The 15,309-nt window shown below is 68.6% G+C and carries 16 protein-coding genes and 1 pseudogene; 15 read left to right on the forward strand and 2 right to left on the reverse strand.

The genetic code is table 11. The annotated features are described in order from the left end of the window. Positions 1-117: 117 nt before the first annotated feature. A complete protein-coding gene (locus H9Y04_RS23250) occupies positions 118-684 on the forward strand; it encodes a hypothetical protein (RefSeq protein ID WP_308801074.1) in 567 nt (188 codons plus the stop codon). A gap of 138 nt (positions 685-822) precedes the next feature. Here H9Y04_RS23250 and H9Y04_RS23255 read toward each other — a convergent pair whose 3' ends face one another. Beyond that, positions 823-1,134, reverse strand: coding sequence for a ferredoxin (locus H9Y04_RS23255; RefSeq protein ID WP_187815922.1), 312 nt, complete (start codon positions 1,132-1,134; stop codon positions 823-825). 253 nt (positions 1,135-1,387) lie between these two features. Here H9Y04_RS23255 and arc point away from each other — a divergent pair, with 253 nt between their 5' ends. The 6 genes and pseudogenes from arc (at position 1,388) to prcA (ending at position 7,178) form a co-directional block, all read left to right on the forward strand. Next, entirely contained in the window at positions 1,388-3,154 is a 1,767-nt protein-coding gene (arc, locus tag H9Y04_RS23260; protein WP_187815923.1) for a proteasome ATPase, read from the forward strand. Positions 3,155-3,402: 248 nt separating this feature from the next. Next, positions 3,403-4,914 carry a depupylase/deamidase Dop gene (gene dop / locus H9Y04_RS23265; RefSeq protein ID WP_368858439.1) on the forward strand — a complete coding sequence of 504 codons (1,512 nt, stop codon included), beginning with the start codon at positions 3,403-3,405 and terminating at the stop codon, positions 4,912-4,914. A gap of 127 nt (positions 4,915-5,041) precedes the next feature. Then, a complete protein-coding gene (locus H9Y04_RS23270) occupies positions 5,042-5,260 on the forward strand; it encodes a ubiquitin-like protein Pup (RefSeq protein WP_093608684.1) in 219 nt (72 codons plus the stop codon). After that, positions 5,214-5,573, forward strand: a pseudogene (locus H9Y04_RS47540) (endonuclease domain-containing protein). Before H9Y04_RS23270 ends, H9Y04_RS47540 begins: the two are co-directional and overlap by 47 nt. Next, positions 5,525-6,370 carry a proteasome subunit beta gene (gene prcB, locus H9Y04_RS23280; RefSeq protein WP_187815924.1) on the forward strand — a complete coding sequence of 282 codons (846 nt, stop codon included), beginning with the start codon at positions 5,525-5,527 and terminating at the stop codon, positions 6,368-6,370. The pseudogene H9Y04_RS47540 and the gene prcB overlap by 49 nt, the downstream one beginning before the upstream one ends. A 52-nt stretch (positions 6,371-6,422) precedes the next feature. Beyond that, on the forward strand, positions 6,423-7,178 hold the full coding sequence (prcA, locus tag H9Y04_RS23285) for a proteasome subunit alpha (RefSeq protein WP_187815925.1): 756 nt from the start codon (positions 6,423-6,425) through the stop codon (positions 7,176-7,178). 97 nt (positions 7,179-7,275) lie between these two features. Here prcA and H9Y04_RS23290 read toward each other — a convergent pair whose 3' ends face one another. Beyond that, entirely contained in the window at positions 7,276-8,277 is a 1,002-nt protein-coding gene (locus H9Y04_RS23290; RefSeq protein WP_187815926.1) for a LacI family DNA-binding transcriptional regulator, read from the reverse strand. A 204-nt stretch (positions 8,278-8,481) separates the two neighbouring features. Here H9Y04_RS23290 and H9Y04_RS23295 point away from each other — a divergent pair, with 204 nt between their 5' ends. The 8 genes from H9Y04_RS23295 (at position 8,482) to H9Y04_RS23330 (ending at position 15,300) form a co-directional block, all read left to right on the forward strand. Beyond that, positions 8,482-9,741 carry an MFS transporter gene (locus H9Y04_RS23295; RefSeq protein ID WP_187815927.1) on the forward strand — a complete coding sequence of 420 codons (1,260 nt, stop codon included), beginning with the start codon at positions 8,482-8,484 and terminating at the stop codon, positions 9,739-9,741. A gap of 9 nt (positions 9,742-9,750) precedes the next feature. Next, a complete protein-coding gene (pafA, locus tag H9Y04_RS23300) occupies positions 9,751-11,112 on the forward strand; it encodes a Pup--protein ligase (protein WP_187815928.1) in 1,362 nt (453 codons plus the stop codon). 135 nt (positions 11,113-11,247) lie between these two features. Then, a complete protein-coding gene (locus H9Y04_RS23305) occupies positions 11,248-12,213 on the forward strand; it encodes an FKBP-type peptidyl-prolyl cis-trans isomerase (protein ID WP_187815929.1) in 966 nt (321 codons plus the stop codon). A gap of 43 nt (positions 12,214-12,256) precedes the next feature. Next, complete coding sequence (locus H9Y04_RS23310; protein ID WP_187815930.1) at positions 12,257-12,628, forward strand: FKBP-type peptidyl-prolyl cis-trans isomerase; 372 nt, start codon at positions 12,257-12,259, stop codon at positions 12,626-12,628. 127 nt (positions 12,629-12,755) lie between these two features. Then, entirely contained in the window at positions 12,756-13,709 is a 954-nt protein-coding gene (locus H9Y04_RS23315) for a helix-turn-helix transcriptional regulator (protein WP_187815931.1), read from the forward strand. Positions 13,710-13,726: 17 nt separating this feature from the next. Beyond that, positions 13,727-14,680, forward strand: coding sequence for a helix-turn-helix transcriptional regulator (locus H9Y04_RS23320; RefSeq protein ID WP_187815932.1), 954 nt, complete (start codon positions 13,727-13,729; stop codon positions 14,678-14,680). Positions 14,681-14,840: 160 nt separating this feature from the next. After that, entirely contained in the window at positions 14,841-15,092 is a 252-nt protein-coding gene (locus tag H9Y04_RS23325) for a hypothetical protein (RefSeq protein WP_187816176.1), read from the forward strand. 10 nt (positions 15,093-15,102) lie between these two features. Continuing rightward, positions 15,103-15,300 carry a hypothetical protein gene (locus H9Y04_RS23330; protein WP_187815933.1) on the forward strand — a complete coding sequence of 66 codons (198 nt, stop codon included), beginning with the start codon at positions 15,103-15,105 and terminating at the stop codon, positions 15,298-15,300. The last annotated feature ends 9 nt before the right edge of the window (positions 15,301-15,309 follow it).

Here is a 15,309-nt window from a genome sequence, read left to right on the forward strand (position 1 = left end):
CGTAGTTGACCGAGCCTTTACGTGACGGGTCCGCACCCCGCCGTTCCGTACCCCTGTGAGGTGTGACACCATTCCGGGCACCCCCACCGGCACAGCCCTCACAGGAGACACTTCCTCGTGCAGCAGCACTCCGCCGTTCCGGAGCTCGCCCACACGCGCACCAGCCCGATGCACTGGCTCGCGACCGCCGCGGCGCTCGCGGCCGTCGTCGCGGGCTCCTCGTTCATCCAGCCCGACGACGCGACCGCGGCGCAGCCCGGACCGCCTCCGGTCACGGCTCAGGCGGCCCCCGACCCCACTACGGCGACGATCCCGATGAACTGCCCGGGAGAGCGCCCGCAGATCCTCAAGCACGCCTCGGGGGACCTCGACGGCGACGGCAGACCCGAGACGGTCGCCGTGGCCCGCTGCGTGGCCGGCTCGGGCACCCCGCCCAGCGGCGTCTACGTCATCACCAGGCCCGCCGCGGGCAAGCCCCGCGTCGTGGCCACCCTGGTCGACCCGAAGGACCGGCTGAGCGTCACCGACTTCGCCGTCACCAACGGCGTGATCACCGCCACCCTGCTCGGCTACTCGTCCTCGGCCGTGCCCCGCTGCTGCCCGGACCAAACCGAGAAGGCCAAGTGGCAGTGGCAGGACGGCACGTTCGTACGGTCCGAGCAGAGCGCCGCGGTCGGCGTCTGACGCCCGTACGCGCACGGCTTGACCCCGGACAAACCCGCACATAACGCGAGCACTCCGCGAAACGGCCGAAAACAAGGGCCCGCACCCGCCGGTCACCGGCAGGTACGGGCCCTTTCGTCACGCTCAGAAGCCTTTCGGCTACTCCGCGTCCGGGCCGAACACTTCGACCTTGTCCGAAATGCGGCGTACATGGATGCAGTCGCCCGGACACTCCTTGGCCGAGTCCGCGACATCGCGGATCAGCGGCAGCGGCACCCGCGTTGTCGCCCCCGGCTGCTGCAGCAGCTCGTCGTCCGCATCCTTCACATACGCCAGCCCGTCGATGTCGAGCTCGAAGACCTCGGGCGCGTACTGCGCGCAGATGCCGTCGCCGGTGCAGAGGTCCTGGTCGATCCAGACCTCGAGCTCCTCTCCGCCGTCGGTGGAGGGGGCCTCGTGCGTCACGGTCATGTCTCCTGCCATTTCTCCTGTCGAGCGGCCCAACACAGTGCAAGTCAGGCCAGGCCTGACGGGTGTTGAACGTTTCGACGATACAACCGCTCGCTTTTCGATGTTGTTCCGTGGGTATTTACCTGGCGTGAGGGAGAACGCAAGGGTGAAGATCAGACACACCCCGGACGTCTTTGTGATCTAGGGGTTTCAATCAGTACCTGCCCAGGTAGGGTCAGGAAGCGTCCAGCTCCCCCCGGAGGAGGTGAGGACCGTGGCAGCCCACGACGACGACATGAACCGCGGCATCCGCCCGGCTCGAGGGTCCGATGACCCGGCCGGCCAGATTGCCTATCTCGAGCAGGAGATCGCCGTCCTGCGACGCAAGCTCGCCGACTCTCCGCGTCATACGAGGATTCTCGAAGAGCGGATCGTCGAGCTGCAGACCAGCCTGGCCGGAGTCTCCGCGCAGAACGAACGACTCGCCAACACGCTCCGCGAGGCCCGCGACCAGATCGTGGCCCTCAAGGAAGAAGTCGACCGGCTCGCACAGCCGCCGGCCGGCTTCGGTGTCTTCCTCAGCGCCAATGAGGACGGCACCGCGGATATCTTCACCGGCGGCCGCAAGCTGCGCGTGAATGTCAGCCCCAGCGTCGACCTCGACGACCTGCGGCGTGGTCAGGAGCTGATGCTCAACGAAGCGCTCAACGTGGTCGAGGCCATGGAGTTCGAGAGCGTCGGCGACATCGTCACCCTCAAGGAGATCCTCGAGGACGGCGAACGGGCCCTCGTGCAGGGCCACACCGACGAAGAGCGCGTGGTCCGCCTCGCCGAGCCCCTGCTCGACGTGGTGATCAGGCCCGGCGACGCCCTGCTGCTCGAACCGCGCTCGGGGTACGTCTACGAGGTCGTCCCCAAGAGCGAGGTCGAAGAGCTCGTCCTCGAAGAGGTCCCGGACATCGGCTACGAGCAGATCGGCGGTCTGGGCAACCAGATCGAGATGATCCGCGACGCGGTCGAGCTCCCGTACCTCTACCCGGACCTGTTCCGCGAGCACGAACTGCGCCCGCCCAAGGGTGTCCTGCTCTACGGCCCGCCCGGCTGCGGAAAGACCCTCATCGCCAAGGCAGTCGCCAACTCCCTTGCCAAGAAGGTCGCCGAGGTCACCGGACAGGCCCAGGGCAAGTCGTTCTTCCTCAACATCAAGGGTCCCGAACTCCTCAACAAGTACGTCGGCGAGACCGAGCGGCAGATCCGCCTCGTCTTCCAGCGTGCGCGTGAGAAGGCCAGCGAAGGCACTCCCGTCATCGTCTTCTTCGACGAGATGGAGTCCCTGTTCCGCACCCGAGGCTCCGGGGTCAGCTCGGACGTGGAGAACACCATCGTCCCCCAGCTGCTCGCCGAGATCGACGGTGTCGAGGGCCTGGAGAACGTGGTCGTGATCGGCGCCTCCAACCGCGAGGACATGATCGACCCCGCCATCCTGCGCCCCGGCCGGCTCGACGTGAAGATCAAGATCGAGCGTCCGGACGCCGAAGCGGCCAAGGACATCTTCGCCAAGTACCTCACCGAGCGCCTCCCGCTGCACGCCGACGACCTCGGCGAGCACGGCGGCGACAAGGGGTCCACGGTCGGCCGGATGATCCAGACCGCCGTGGAGCACATGTACGCCGAATCCGAGGAGAACCGCTTCCTCGAAGTCACGTACGCCAACGGCGACAAGGAAGTCCTCTACTTCAAGGACTTCAACTCCGGCGCCATGATCGAGAACATCGTCGGCCGCGCCAAGAAGATGGCCATCAAGGACTTCCTCGACAAGAACCAGAAGGGCCTTCGCGTCTCCCACCTCCTCCAGGCCTGCGTGGACGAGTTCAAGGAGAACGAGGACCTGCCCAACACCACCAACCCGGACGACTGGGCCCGTATCTCCGGCAAGAAGGGCGAGCGGATCGTCTACATCCGCACGCTCGTCACCGGAAAGCAGGGCGCGGACACCGGCCGTTCCATCGACACGGTGGCCAACACCGGTCAGTACCTGTAAATGGCAGGGCGGCTGCGGGTGCCCATCACGGGGTACCCGCAGCCGACTGTTTTTTCAGGACGGTGCCCGGCCACCAGCAGAGCACAGGCAATGACGCAATTGATCTCCCCACCAGCGCAAAGCCGTTCTAGGCTCTTCCGTACCGCCGAGTCGCGCAGTGCGGGGACGGGCACCGCACACGACCCGGAGAACCAGCGGTACTTGAGCGTCGCGTCCACACCGGAGCGCCGCCGGGCAAGGAGGGCCGCATGACCGTACGGCGAGTAATGGGCATCGAGACCGAGTACGGGATCTCCGTGCCCGGACACCCCAACGCCAATGCCATGCTCACCTCGTCCCAGATCGTCAACGCCTACGCGGCGGCGATGCACCGGGCGCGGCGCGCCCGCTGGGACTTCGAGGAGGAGAACCCGCTGCGCGACGCGCGAGGCTTCGACCTCGCCCGCGAGGCCGCCGACTCGAGCCAGCTCACCGACGAGGACATCGGTCTGGCCAACGTCATCCTCACCAACGGCGCACGCCTGTACGTGGATCACGCACACCCCGAGTACAGCTCGCCCGAAGTCACCAACCCGCGCGACGCCGTCCTGTGGGACAAGGCCGGCGAGCGCATCATGGCGGAGGCCGCCGAGCGCGCGGCGAACCTGCCCGGTGCCCAGCCCATCCACCTCTACAAGAACAACACCGACAACAAGGGCGCCTCGTACGGCACGCACGAGAACTATCTGATGAAGCGGGAGACCCCCTTCTCGGACATCGTGCGCCACCTCACGCCCTTCTTCGTCTCCCGCCAGGTCGTCACCGGCGCGGGACGCGTCGGCATCGGCCAGGACGGCCACGAACACGGCTTCCAGATCAGCCAGCGCGCCGACTACTTCGAGGTCGAGGTCGGCCTCGAGACCACGCTCAAGCGCCCCATCATCAACACCCGCGACGAACCGCACTCCGACGCCGAGAAGTACCGCCGGCTGCACGTCATCATCGGCGACGCAAACCTCTCGGAGATCTCCACCTACCTGAAGCTGGGCACCACCGCCCTCGTCCTGTCGATGATCGAGGACAACTTCATCGCCGTGGACCTCGCGGTCGACCAGCCCGTACGGACCCTCCACCAGGTCTCCCACGACCCCACGCTCAAGCGCCTGGTCACGCTGCGCAGCGGACGCACACTCACCGCCGTACAGCTGCAGATGGAGTACTACGAACTCGCCCGCAAGTACGTCGAGGAGCGCTTCGGCGCCGACGCGGACGACCAGACCAAGGACGTGCTCGGCCGCTGGGAGGACACTCTCAACCGGCTCGAGAACGACCCCATGAGCCTGTCCGGCGAGCTCGACTGGATCGCCAAGCGGGAACTCATGGAGGGCTACCGGCGCCGCGACAACCTCGACTGGGACGCCGCGCGCCTGCACCTCGTCGACCTCCAGTACGCCGACGTACGGCCCGACAAGGGCCTCTACAACCGGCTCGCGGCCCGCGGCAAGATGAAGCGGCTCCTGGACGAGACCGAGGTCGAGCGCGCCGAGACCAAGCCCCCGGAGGACACCCGCGCCTACTTCCGCGGCCGCTGCCTGGAGCAGTACGCCGACGACGTCGCCGCGGCCTCCTGGGATTCCGTCATTTTCGATCTGCCGGGCCGCGATTCCCTGCAGCGGGTCCCAACCCTGGAACCGCTACGCGGAACGCGTAATCACGTCAAAGAGCTCCTGGACAGGTGCAGGACGGCAGAAGACCTGGTGCGTGTCCTTTCCGGCGGCTGAATACGCGTCCGGAGGGAATCACTGGGGTAGGTCCCGCACGTTGATGTAACTGCGGGGCCGATGTCGGACCCTCGGCGTAGGGTCTGATCAAGAACGGCGAACGTCGACACCGAGCGGGGTGAGGGACATGGCGACCAAGGACACCGGCGGCGGACAGCAGAAGGCCACGCGTTCTACCGAGGAGACCGAGGAGCAGGTGCAGGATGCACAGGGCTCCGAGGACCTGGCGGAACGCCAGGAGAAGCTGAGCGAGGACGTCGACTCGGTTCTCGACGAGATTGACGACGTACTTGAGGAGAATGCCGAGGACTTCGTGCGGTCCTTCGTGCAAAAGGGCGGCCAGTAGACCGATCTGCCTTCGGATCGAAGGTGGTGTGGTCGGGCCAGGAGGCTTGGAAGGGAAGCAGGCGCGCGGCGAGGCGGACTCGGCCGCGTGCCTGCTTCACCCCTCGGGGAACTTCGCACAGCAACCCGCCAAGCATGTGGATCATCGCCGTGAGGCGGGTAGGGTCCGAGGCATACTCTGCTTCAACTGCAATTCGGCCATCGGCAAGTTGGGGGATGATCCCGACGCTCTCGGTCGGGCCATCGCATAACTGGGAGGAATCTCGTGGAAGCCAATCCTCGTAGCACCGGGCGTCTACCAGCTGCCTTCCTGACGCCTGGGTCCTCGTCCTTCGTGGACTTTCTCGGAGAGCACCAGCCGGACATGCTGCCCGGGAACCGTCAGCTTCCGGCCGTGAAGGGTGCGTTCGAGGCGCCGCACGGCACGACGATCGTGGCCGTCACGTTCCCCGGCGGCGTGGTGCTCGCCGGCGACCGGCGGGCCACGATGGGCAACATGATCGCGTCGCGCGACATGGAGAAGGTCTTCCCCGCCGACGAGTACTCGGCGGTGGGCATCGCCGGCACCGCGGGTCTGGCCGTCGAGATGGTCAAGCTGTTCCAGCTGGAGCTCGAGCACTTCGAGAAGGTCGAGGGCGCGCAGCTGTCCCTCGAGGGCAAGGCCAACCGCCTTTCCACGATGATCCGTTCGAACCTCGGCATGGCGATGCAGGGCCTCGCGGTCGTGCCGCTGTTCGCCGGGTACGACCTGGACCGCGAGCGCGGCCGGATCTTCAGTTACGACGTGACCGGCGGCCGTACCGAGGAGCAGGGCTTCGCGGCGACGGGCTCCGGTTCCATCTTCGCCCGCGGCGCACTGAAGAAGCTGTTCCACAACGAGCTGACCGAGCACGATGCCACGACGCTGGTCGTCCAGGCGCTGTACGACGCCGCGGACGACGACTCGGCGACGGGTGGTCCGGATGTGGCCCGCCGGATCTTCCCGATCGTCACCGTTATCACCGAAGAGGGCTTCCGGAGGCTGTCCGAGGAGGAGTCCTCGGCGCTCGCCCGCTCGGTCGTCGAGCACCGTCTCGAGCGACCTGACGGCCCGCGGGCCGCGCTGCTCTGAGAGCGGGCGGACCGGAATGCACTTGTCACTGACAGAAAGGGACGGATAGCCGGTGTCGACGCCGTTCTATGTCTCACCTCAGCAGGCCATGGCCGACCGGGCGGAGTACGCCCGTAAGGGCATCGCACGTGGACGCAGCCTTGTGGTGATGCAGTACGCCGACGGGATTGTGTTCGTCGGAGAGAATCCGTCCCGAGCGCTGCACAAGTTCAGCGAGATCTATGACCGGATCGGTTTTGCCGCGGCCGGTAAGTACAACGAATACGAGAACTTGCGTATTGGCGGCGTCCGTTACGCGGATCTGCGCGGCTATACGTATGACCGTGACGATGTGACGGCGCGCGGCCTTGCGAATGTCTATGCCCAGACGCTGGGCACGATTTTCTCGAGCGCGGCGGAGAAGCCGTACGAGGTGGAGCTGGTCGTCGCCGAGGTGGGGCATGAGCCCGCCGGTGACCAGATCTACCGGCTGCCGCATGACGGTTCGATCGTGGACGAGCACGGCTCGGTCGCGGTCGGCGGCAATGCGGAGCAGATCAGCAGCTTCCTCGATCAGCGTCATCAGGACGGGATGTCCCTGGCGGAGGCGTTGAAGCTGGCGGTGCAGGCGCTGTCGCGCGAGGCCAACGGGAGCGAGCGGGAGATCCCCGCGGAGCGCCTCGAGGTGGCGGTTCTGGACCGTACGCGGCCGCAGCAGCGGAAGTTCAAGCGGATCGTCGGGCGGCAGCTGAAGCGGCTGCTCGAGGCGGACGGTGCGGCCACCACGCCGACCGATGCGCCTTCGGACGAGGAGGAGGGCGAGTCCTGAGCTCGCCCTGTATGCGGCGAGTCCTGAGCTCGCCTGGATGAAATGACGCGCCCCCGTCGCCGGATTTCCGGCGACGGGGGCGCGGTGTTTCCTGGCTCTACGAGGCCGGCGGAGCGGTGGAGTCGCGGACGACCAACTCGACCGGGAGCGCGTCGCTTTCGGGCTCCTTGCCCTCCAGTACGTGCAGCAGGGCCTGCATGCCGCGCTCGCCGACCAGTTCGGCGGGCATGCGGATGGTGGTGAGCTCGGGGTCCACGGCCGTGGACAGCGCCAGGTCGTCGAAGCCGGCGACCGAGATGTCCTCGGGGATGCGCAGCCCGAGCCGGCGTACGCCCTTGCAGGCGCCTGCGGCGATGATGTCGTCGTCGCAGATGACGGCGGTGGGGCGGGGGCCGGGGGCGGTCAGGGCGCGCTCCGCGGCGGCGCGGGCGCCGTGCACGGAGAGCGGTGCGCGCTGGGTGTGCAGCGTGGCGTCGGGGACGCCGTGCACGCTCTGGGCGATGGCGTCGGCGCGTACGGCGAAGGTCCATGAATCGACATCGGCGGCCAGATGCAGGAAGCGGCGATGGCCGAGCCCCAGGAGATACGAGGTCATCTGGCGCATGCCGTCGGCGAGGTCGACGTTGACGTGGGCGGCGGCCGTGGTGTCGGCGGGATCGCTGTCGAGCATCACGAGCGGCAGGTCGGCGCCGCGGATGTCGGCGAGCGCGCCGGCGGCCATCGAGGAGGCGATGACTCCGTCGAGGGCCGAACGGGCCGATGCGAAGGGGTCCTTGGCGGGTCCGATGCCGTCGGGGGAGGGGTAGAGGACCACGCCGAAGTCGTGTGCTGCGGCGAGGCGGGCGGCGCCGGTGTAGACGCGGGCGAAGAAGTCGTTGGTGAGTGCAGGGACGACCAGGAGCGCGGTGCGCGTGGAGCCGAGGCGCAGATTGCGGGCGGCGAGGTTGGGGCGGTAGCCGAGGTCGCGGGCGGCGGCGCGGACGCGTTCGGCGGTGGTCTCGGAGACCCGGCCGCGCCACTTGTCGCCGAGGACGAGGGAGACGGCGGCCTGGGACACACCGGCGGCGTGGGCCACGTCCTTGCTCGTGGGCCGGGCCACGGCGGCTCCTCGCTGCGCTGGTAGGGGTCCGTGGGGACCGGTGGGTCTCGTGCTGGGCGGTGCCGCGGGCCGGTCCGTACGGGGCCGGGCTCCGGGGGCGTGCTCGGGGCCCGGGGCTGGACCGGTGGGCTGGGCTCATGGTACGTATGACCACGGACGTTATACGTAAAACTTCATCCTTGAGCGAGTGAGAGGAGCCCGCCGATGGCCGCGGGATACGCGGAGCTGCTGCGCACACGGCATGCGGCGCGGCTGCTCACCGGCACCCTGGTGGGCCGGCTGCCGAATGCCACGGGGCATATCGCGATCGTGCTGTTCACCCGCGCCGAGGGCGGCAGCTACACCCTCGCCGGCGCCCTGGCCGCCGTGTACGGGCTCGCCACCGCCGTCGGCCAGCCGCTCCTCGGCCGCGCCGTGGACCTGCGCGGACAGCCGCGGGTGATGCTGCCCGCCGCGATCGTGTCCGGGCTCGGGATGGCCCTGTTCGCATTCGTCGGCATCGGCTCGCTTCTCCTCGCGTACGTGGCCGTGGCGATCGCCGGACTGTTCACGCCGCCGCTCGAAGGCGGGCTGCGGGCCCTGTGGCCAGGAGTCCTCAAGCGCGAGGACCGGGTGCACGCGGCGTATGCGATGGACGCCGTGGCGCAGGAAGTGATGTTCACCGTCGGGCCGTTGCTGGTGACGCTGATCGTGTCCCTGTGGTCGGCGGCCGGAGCGCTCCTGGTCATCAACGTCATCGGGGTCGCGGGCGCACTGTCCGTGGTGGTCTCGGAGCCGTCGCGCACCTGGCGTTCGGCGCCGCGTGAGGCCCACTGGCTGGGCGCGCTGCGCTCGCCCGGACTGCTCGCGCTGCTCGGCTCGTTCTTCTTCGTCGGCCTGGCGCTCGGCTCCATCACCGTGGCCGGTGTCGCCTACGCCGACGACCACGGGCAGGAGTCGGTGTACGGCTGGCTGATGGCCGCGCTGGGGCTCGGCGCCCTGCTCGGCGGCACCGTCTACGGCGCGCGGAAGTGGACCGGCGCGCCCGAGCGGCGGCTGCGCATCCTCGTCGGACTCCTCGCGCTCGGCTACGTACCGCTGATGTTCACTCCGGACGTGGTGGCGATGTGTGTCCTCGCGGCGGTCGCCGGCGTGTTCCTCGCGCCGTCGCTCGCGTGCGCGTTCATCGTCGTCGACCGGCACGCGCCGCGTGGCACCGTGACCGAGGCGTTCTCCTGGCTGGTGACCACCTTCGGCGTGGGCGCGGCGGTCGGAACGGCCGCCGCGGGACCGGCGATCGAGGGCGGTTCGACGGCCTGGGGATTCGCCGTCGCGGGCGTCAGCGGATTCGCTGCGCTGTTCGTGCTGCTTGCTACCGCGAAGGTGCTCGCGGTTCCCGGACGCACCACGAGTATCACCGGCTCGTCGGAAAGTGATCGAAAAGGTCCCGTCGAACCCGGTTTCAGCGCGGAGCATCAGGCGTAATGTTCAGTCATGGACCGCCGAATTTTCGGGCTGGAGAACGAGTACGGCGTCACATGCACGTTCAGGGGACAGCGCCGTCTGTCGCCTGACGAAGTGGCGCGGTACCTCTTCCGCCGTGTCGTGTCATGGGGCCGCAGCAGCAATGTCTTTCTGCGGAACGGCGCCCGCCTCTATCTCGACGTCGGATCACATCCGGAGTACGCAACCCCCGAATGTGACAACGTGACCGAGCTGGTCACGCACGACAAAGCAGGCGAGCGCATTCTCGAAGGCCTCCTCGTCGACGCCGAACGCCGCCTGCACGAGGAGGGGATCGCGGGCGACGTCTACCTCTTCAAGAACAACACCGACTCGGCGGGAAACTCGTACGGCTGCCACGAGAACTACCTCGTGGCCCGGCACGGCGAGTTCTCCCGGCTCGCGGACATCCTGATCCCGTTCCTGGTGACCCGTCAGCTCCTGTGCGGGGCCGGCAAGGTGCTGCAGACCCCGCGCGGCGCGGTGTACTGCGTGAGCCAGCGCGCCGAGCACATCTGGGAGGGCGTCTCGTCGGCGACGACGCGCTCCCGGCCGATCATCAACACCCGTGACGAACCGCACGCCGACGCGGAGCGCTACCGCCGGCTGCATGTCATCGTCGGTGACTCCAACATGTCCGAGACCACCATGCTGCTCAAGGTCGGCGCCACCGACCTGGTGCTGCGCATGATCGAGGCGGGCACGGTGATGCGGGACCTGACCCTGGAGAACCCGATCCGGGCCATCCGTGAGGTCAGCCACGACATCACGGGACGGCGCAAGGTGCGTCTCGCCTCCGGGCGCGAGGCCTCGGCGCTCGACGTGCAGCGCGAGTACTACGAGAAGGCCGTGGACTTCGTCGACCGGCGCGGCATCCGCACCGGCACGGTCGCCCAGGTCCTCGAACTGTGGGGCCGCACCCTCGACGCCATCGAGGCGGAGGATCTCGACCGCATCGGCACCGAGATCGACTGGGTCATGAAGTACAAGCTCATCGAGCGTTACCGGGCCAAGCACAACATGACCATGTCGCACCCCCGGGTCGCGCAGATAGACCTCGCGTACCACGACATCCACCGTCGGCGCGGGCTCTACTACCTGCTCGAGAAGAAGGGCCAAGCCGCCCGTATCTGCAACGACTTGAAGATCTTCGAGGGCAAGTCCGTGCCCCCGCAGACCACCAGGGCGCGGCTGCGCGGCGACTTCATCCGCCGCGCGCAGGAGCAGCGCCGCGATTTCACGGTCGACTGGGTGCACCTCAAGCTCAACGACCAGGCGCAGCGCACCGTGTTGTGCAAGGACCCGTTCCGCTCCGTGGACGACCGCGTGGAGAAGCTGATCGCCGGGATGTGACCCCGGAGGCAATCCAGGCCGCGGGCCCGTACCGAACCTCGGGTACGGGCCCGCAGGCATGCCCTACACGGACGGCACGCGCCATGGCCGTAAGGTTGCGGGCACCGAACACTCCTGCAACCCCAGAGGACCACTGTGCGACGCCGACTTGCCGGCCTTGTGCTCGTACCGCTGCTGCTGCTGTCGACAGCGGCCTGCGGCGACGACAAGGGCTCCGACTCCGACTCCTCCTCGTCCGCCGTGACCAAGGGTGGGCTGCCCACGATCACCGCCGGCACGAAGTTCGGCGAGAAGCCCACCCTGGCCAAGGGCAAGGGCACTCCGCCGAAGGACCTCAAGGTCGAGGTGATCAGCGAGGGCAAGGGCGAACCGCTCGCGGACGGCGACAAGGCCCAGGTGAACTACCTGGGGCAGCTGTGGGACGGCACCGAGCCGTTCGACAACAGCTTCGACCGCGGACAGCCCTTCGACGTCACCCTCGGGGGCGGCGGCGTGATCGAGGGCTGGCAGCAGGCCCTCAAGGGGCAGAAGCAGGGCAGCCGCATCGAGGTGTCGATCCCGCCGGAGCTCGGCTACGGCGCCCAGGGCCAGGGCAGCATCCCGCCGAACGCCACGCTCGTGTTCGTGATGGACGTCGTCAAGGCGACCAAGGGCACGCCGATCCCCAAGAAGATCGAGGGCGGCAAGGTCGTCGACCAGACGGACGCCAACCTGCCCAAGGTCGGCACGCAGGAGGACGGCAAGGAGCCGGAGATCACCATCCCGAGCGACAAGGACGCGCCGGCCAAGCTGGTGTCGAACTACGTCATCGAGGGCAGTGGCGACGCACTGAAGGCGTCCGACACCGTGGCCGTCTCCTACGTGGGCAAGCTCTGGAAGGACGGCAAGATCTTCGACAGCAGCTACAAGAACGGTCAGCCGGTCACCTTCCCGCTGAACCAGGTGATCCCGGGCTGGTCGAAGGGCCTCGAGGGCAAGAAGGTCGGCAGCCGTGTGCTGCTCGTCGTTCCGCCGGACCAGGGCTACGGCGACCAGGCGCAGGGGCCCATCCCGGCGAAGTCGACGCTGGTATTCGCCGTGGACATTCTGGCGAAGATGTAAGACTGTCCCGGTTGCCCATCCGTAGAAATCAGGAGCAATACACGTGAGCATCGACAAGCCCGAGGTCGACTTCCCCGGCGGCGAGCCCCCGGCCGACCTTGAGATCAAGGACATCTGGGAGGGCGACGGCCCGGAGGCCAAGGCCGGCGACAACGTCCAGGTCCACTACGTGGGCGTGTCCTTCTCCACCGGTGAGGAGTTCGACGCGAGCTGGAACCGCGGCACCCCGCTGCCGTTCACGCTGGGCGCCGGCCAGGTCATCGCGGGCTGGGACCAGGGTGTCCAGGGCATGAAGGTCGGCGGCCGCCGCCAGCTGGTCATCCCGCCGCACCTGGCCTACGGCGACCGTGGCGCCGGCGGCAAGATCGCGCCGGGCGAGACGCTGATCTTCGTCTGCGACCTGGTCTCGGTCTGATCCGGTCCGGTTCGAACATTTGAGGGCCCTTGCCTGCTGGCAAGGGCCCTCGGCTTTTGCCTCGCTACCCCGGGACGGTACGGTCGAGCTTCGTAGTGGCAGTCCAGGAGGGGTGGAGAGGGCGTCGATGGCGATTGCCAAGGCAGAGCGGCTGATGAATCTGGCGCTGTGTCTGCTCGGGACCCGACGGCCGCTGAGCAAGCGCGAGCTGCGCGGCTCCATCGAGGCGTACCTCGAAGCCAACTCGGACGACAGCTTCAACCGGATGTTCGAGCGTGACAAGGACGACCTCCGCGAACTCGGCCTGGTCATCGAGACGGTGGAGAACCTGGACGGCGAGGTCGGCTATCTCGCCCGCCGCGACTCCAACCATCTGCCGCCGGTCACCCTCGACGCCGAGGAGGCCGCCGCGCTCGGCGTCGCCGCCAAGGTGTGGCAGCAGGCCCGCCTCGCGGGCGCGGCCAGTGGCGCTCTGCAGAAGCTGCGGGCCGCGGGGATGCCCGAGGAAGTGGACCCCTATGAGTCCCACGGCGCCCTGGAACCCCGTATCCCCGTGCACGAAGCGGCCTTCGAGCCGCTGATGCTGGCCTGCCGCGACCGCAGGCCCGTCGTCTTCGACTACCGCAAGGCCACGGCTGCGCGCCCCGAGACCCGGCATGTCGAGCCGTGGGCCCTGGAGTGCTGGCGCGGCCACTGGTACCTGGCCGGCTGGGACCGCGACCGCGGCGCCGAGCGGGTGTTCCGGCTCTCGCGGATCACCGGCAAGGTGCGGTCGCGTGCGGGCAAGTTCACCGCCGAGATCCCCGATGTCGTCACCGTCCGCGAGACCGTGGCGGGCTGGGCCGGCGAGATCACCGACCGGACGGCGCTGATCAAACTGCGCACGGACGCCGGCTATCCGCTGCGTCTGAAGGCCACGCGCGTACGGGAACTCGGCGAGGGCTGGGACGAGTTGGAGATTCCGTACGGGCACGGGCTCGACGCCTGGCTCGTCGAGTTCGGCCCGGACGTGGTCGTGCTGGAGCCCGCCGAACTGCGGGCCGATGTCGTGGACCGGCTGCGCGCCGTGGCCAAGGGCTGAGGGGGAACCGGAACACCATGGCAGCCAACGCCATCGACCAGACGCGCCGCATGCTCTCCCTGGTCACGTATCTGCGCGAACGCCCCGGCGCCCGCGTCGCCGATGTCGCGCGCGCCTTCGGAGTCACCGAGGCCGAGCTGATCTCCGACCTCGATGTGCTGCCGCTGTGCGGGACGAGCTTCCGCGGCGGTGACCTGCTCGACATCGACACCGACGGCGAGCGGATCTGGTGGCACAACCCCGACGACGTGGCCGCCCCGCTCAGGCTGGCCGCCGACGAGGCCACCGCGCTCCTGGTCGCCGCGCGGGCCGTCGCCACCCTGCCCGGTCTTCGCGAGAGCGACCGTGAGGCGCTGGTCAGGGCCACGTCCAAGCTGGAGGCCGCCGCGGGCGAGACCGCCGCGGCCGGCGACCGGCTCTCGGTCACCTTCGAGTCCGAGGGCGGCGTCTTCGCCGAGGTCGACCGCGCCATCTCCGAGCGGCGCAGGCTCTGGCTGCGCTACTACTCGCCGGCCCGCGACGAGCTCACCGAGCGCGAGGTCGACCCGATCCGTCTGTTCGCCCTCGGCCATACGTATATGGAGGCCTGGTGCTACCGCTCGGAGGCGCGGCGCACCTTCCGGCTCGACCGCGTCGCCGAGATCCGGATCCTCGACGAGGTGGCGGCGCCGCCGGAGCTCGAGCTGCGGGACCTGTCCGAAGGGCTCGTCCAGCCGTCGGCCGACGACCCCGAGGTCGTGATCGAGGTGGGTCCCGGCGGGCGCTGGGTCGCCGAGTACTACCCGCACGACAGCGCCGAGGAGCTGCCCGAGGGCGGGCTGCGGATCACGCTGCGCACCCCGGACCCGGCCTCCTTGAAGCGCCTCGCGCTCCGGCTCGGCCGTGACGGGCACATCGTCTCGCCGCAGGACCTGGCGGACAGCGCGCGGCAGGCCGCCAGGGCCGCGCTCGAAGCGTACGAGCAGAACTGAACGAGGCGTACGGGCAGGACCGAAAGGAGCTGTGACGGTGCGGACACTGGATGCGTCGGGCGGGGTGGACGAGTCGGGCGGCCTCGCGGGGCCGTGGAGTGCCGGCACGGTGGGGCGCTGGTACTCGCCCAACGACGCATCGGAGTCGGGTAATTCGGAAATGTCCGGATTTGGGCATGCGGTCGAAGGTGCTCCCGCCGTCTTCCGTGCGGGCTGCCCGGACTGCCGCTCGCGCTTCGTACTCGCCGCCACGGCACTGCGGTTGGTGATGGGCGCCAGTGAGCGCACCACCTTCTACTCCTTCACCTGCCCCGACTGCGGCGCGGGCGTCCGCAAGCCGGCGGGGGAGCGGATCGTCGAACTCCTCGCGCGTGGTGGGGTGCGGACCCTGCGGCTGCACTCCACGGTCTAGGCTTGCCCTCATGCTCTGGCCCATGATCGCGATCGCCCTCGGCTTCCTCGGGCTCGTGGTGCTCGCCTTCTTCGCCGTACGGGTCTTCGTGGAGGTCCGTCGTCTCGGCGCCCAAGTGGCCGAGACCTCAAGGAAGATCACCGCTGCTTCCAGTGACCTGGAGCGGGCGGCCGCGGCCATGGCACGTGCGGGGCGAGAGTCGCTGTAGGGGCAGCTG

Source organism: Streptomyces polyasparticus (assembly GCF_014493765.1).
In the GTDB taxonomy this organism is placed as follows: domain Bacteria; phylum Actinomycetota; class Actinomycetes; order Streptomycetales; family Streptomycetaceae; genus Streptomyces; species Streptomyces polyasparticus.